Origin of the sequence: Streptomyces sp. NPDC058955 (genome assembly GCF_042741435.1) — a bacterium.
Lineage (GTDB): Bacteria > Actinomycetota > Actinomycetes > Streptomycetales > Streptomycetaceae > Streptomyces.
In genome coordinates, this window is record NZ_JBHYKM010000102.1 from 1 (window position 1) to 3,048 (window position 3,048).

Annotated in this window: 2 protein-coding genes; one reads left to right on the forward strand and one right to left on the reverse strand. The window is 76.8% G+C overall.

Annotated elements, in window-relative coordinates; all coding sequences use genetic code 11:
• Positions 1-109 precede the first annotated feature (109 nt).
• Entirely contained in the window at positions 110-1,441 is a 1,332-nt protein-coding gene (locus ACFW1I_RS29685; RefSeq protein WP_384675672.1) for a DUF5685 family protein, read from the reverse strand.
• Between the two features lie 333 nt (positions 1,442-1,774).
• On the opposite strand from ACFW1I_RS29685, the gene ACFW1I_RS29690 reads away from it, so the two are divergent.
• Positions 1,775-2,929, forward strand: a complete 1,155-nt coding sequence (locus tag ACFW1I_RS29690; RefSeq protein WP_384675674.1) for a S1 family peptidase — start codon at positions 1,775-1,777, stop codon at positions 2,927-2,929.
• The last annotated feature ends 119 nt before the right edge of the window (positions 2,930-3,048 follow it).

Genomic DNA, 3,048 nt, shown 5'->3' on the forward strand with positions numbered 1-3,048 from the left:
CTGGTTCTCGCACCCCCGCCGGGGGGCGGCCGGCACCCCCCGGCGCAGGGGGGGGGGGGGTTGGGCCGGGGGGGGGGCCGGGGCGGGCCCGCGGGGCCACCGCCGTCGTTCAGTCGCAGCAGTCGCAGCAGCACTTGCACGGGTTGCAGCAGCCGTCGCCCGAGCCGCCGCCGGAGCCTCCGCCGGAACCACCCCAGCCGCCGGAGCCGCCGGAGCCGCCGGAACCTCCGGAGCTGTTTCCACCGCCGCCCCAACCGCCCTGGGAGCCGCCGGAGTTGCCGCCGCCCCGGCCGCCACCGCCGCCGAACCATCCGTCACCGCCGGAGCCGCCCTGGTTCGAACCGCCGTCGCCGAACTCCACGGGCTCGTCCTCGCCGGCGTCCTCGGCGCAGCGGCAGCAGTTGTGGCACAGCCGGCAGTCGGCGCAGAGCCGGCGCCACTCGCGGCAGCGCCGGCACTCCCCCTCCGGCGGCCGGCCCGACGCCATCGAAGGGCCCTCCGGCGCCATGGCCGTGAGCGCCCCGACGCCGCAGGCCGTGTCCGTGCCGGTCTGCTGGGCCGGGTCGGCGGCGGCGCGGCGTTCGCCCAGCCAGGGCAGCATGCGGCGCGGGCCCGGCGTCGGGCGGCGGTGCTGGTGGTTCCGGTGCCGGGGGTCGAAGACGCGGTCGACGGCGCGCTCCAACTCCCCGCCCAGGAGCGTCCGCACCAGCCGGTCGTCGACGAACTCGGCGTCGGTCAGGGCGAGTCGGATGCCGTGGACGGCGTCGTCGCAGAGTCGGCGCACCTCGGCCCGGCCGGCGCCGGTCGCCGCGATCGGGTTCCAGGCGCCCGACGCCCGGTCCGCGTCCAGGTCCTCCACCGCGTCGAGGAGATGCGCCAGGCGGCCGAAGAGCCGGCCTGCTTCCGCCAGCGGTGCGGCGTTGCCCGGTCGGTCCGCGAGCACGGCGGTGTACGAGAAGGCGGCGGCGGTCGCCGTCTCGGTGGGTTCCGTGACCGTCAGCAGCGAGCCGCCGAGGCCGGTCGCGCGCTCGATGTCCGACTGGCGTTCCACCGCGTCGAGCAGCACCGCCGTGTCGAAGCCGAGCCGTTCGCCGCCCGCCGCGCCCGCGCGGTCCCAGCCGCGGGCGATCCGGCGGGCGGCCAGCGCCACCGGGCGGCGCGCCACCAGGCCGTCGCCGTCGGCCACATGGTCGCGTATCTTGGCCGCGGCCAGGACCAGCGAGACCGTCGCGGCCAGCCGCGCGCCCTCGCCCTGGGCGACGTCCGCCGACCGCATCCCGCGCAGCGGGCACGGCCCGGCACCGCGCCGCCAGTCCCCGGTGCGCTCGGACTGGGCCTCGGTGAGCACCGAGACGATCAGGCCGTCGTAGTTGGTGGCCACGCGCGCGAACTGCCCGTACTCGCCGCGCAGGGCCAGGCAGAGCCCGCACAGATGCGCCATCCACTCGGTACGCAAGCCCTCGCCGAGGCGATGGCGGCATGGCCTGATGATTCCGAACACCGGTGTTCTCCCCCGTAGTACGTGAGTCGCGGTCGCGCGGGACGTCAACCGTGGGTGACGTGGACGCGCGGCCGACATCCTAGAGGGTGCTTCCCCAGGAGTGTCCGTCGAGACGAGCAGCCCGCCGTACGGCGGCAGTTCGCCTAACGGCCGGGGGGCGCGGCCCGCAGTCCGAAAGATGGTATGGACCTGACAAGTCAGGGCGGCTAGCGTGTCCCTGCGCTCGCTTGAGAGCGCTCTCAGGCGTTTGGCTCCCCCACCCCTGGAGGTTCCGTGAAACGCACCACCCCCCTGCGCTCCGCCGTCGCCGCCCTGCTCCTGACGGTCGGCCTGGGCGCCGCCCAGGCCGGTGCGGCGAGTGCCGCACCGATCCCCGAGCCCACCGCCTCGGCGCCGGCCGCCTCGGCCGGACTGCTCGACGCGATGCGCCGCGACTTCGGGCTCACCTCGGCCCAGGCCGAGGAGCGGCTGCGGGCCGAGAAGGCCGCCGTCGCCGTGGAGAAGGCCGCCCGGGACCGGGCCGGCGCCGCCTACGGCGGTTCGTGGTTCGACCCGGCGGCCGGCCGGCTCGTCGTCGCCGTGACCGACCGCGCCGAGGAGGCGGGGGTACGGGCCCTGGGCGCCGACACCCGGCTGGTCCGGCACAGTGCCGCCGCTCTGGACCGCGCCAAGGCCCGCCTGGACGGGCTGAGCGCGCCGGGCGGGGTGGCCGGCTGGCACGTCGACCCGAGGACCAACAGCGTGGTGGTCGACGTCGTGCGCGCCGAGCGGCACTCCCCCGCCGTCCGGGCGTTCCTGGACCGGGCACGGGCCGGCGGGCCCGTCACCGTCGCCGAGACGGCGCAGGCGCCCCGTACGTACGCGGCCGGCACGGTCGGCGGCGATCCGTACTACACGGGCAACGTCCGCTGCTCGATCGGCTTCTCCGTGCACGGCGGCTTCGTCACGGCCGGGCACTGCGGGCGGGCCGGGGCGGCGGTGCGCGGCTGGGACGGGTCCGCGATGGGCACCTTCCAGGGCTCGTCGTTCCCCGGCGACGACTACGCGTACGTCTCCATCCACAGCGGCTGGTGGACCGTGCCGGTGGTGCTGGGCTGGGGCACCATCCCGGACCAGCTGGTACGCGGCTCGGCCGAGGCTCCGGTGGGCGCCTCGATCTGCCGTTCCGGCTCGACGACGCACTGGCACTGCGGCACGGTGCTGGCCAAGAACGAGACGGTCAACTACAGCCAGGGCGCGGTGTACCAGATGACCAAGACGAGCGTCTGCGCCGAGGGCGGCGACTCCGGCGGCTCGTTCCTGAGCGGCGACCAGGCCCAGGGCGTCACCTCCGGCGGCTGGGGCAACTGCTCCAGCGGCGGCCAGACGTGGTTCCAGCCGGTCAACGAGATCCTGAACCGGTACGGCCTCCGGCTCCACACCGCCTGAGCCCCGCCCCGGCGGACCGGGGGCGAGCAGGGCGACGCGCCCGCGGGCCCCCCCCCCGCGGGCCGCGCGCGGGGGGCCGTAGCGGGCTCTCGCGGGGGGGGCCGGGGGGGGGGGGCGGC

Bases quoted from the DNA above. Each gene is read 5' to 3' on its own strand.
- ACFW1I_RS29685 (WP_384675672.1), bottom strand. From the start codon at position 1,441: ATGGCGCATCTGTGCGGGCTCTGCCTGGCCCTGCGCGGCGAGTACGGG.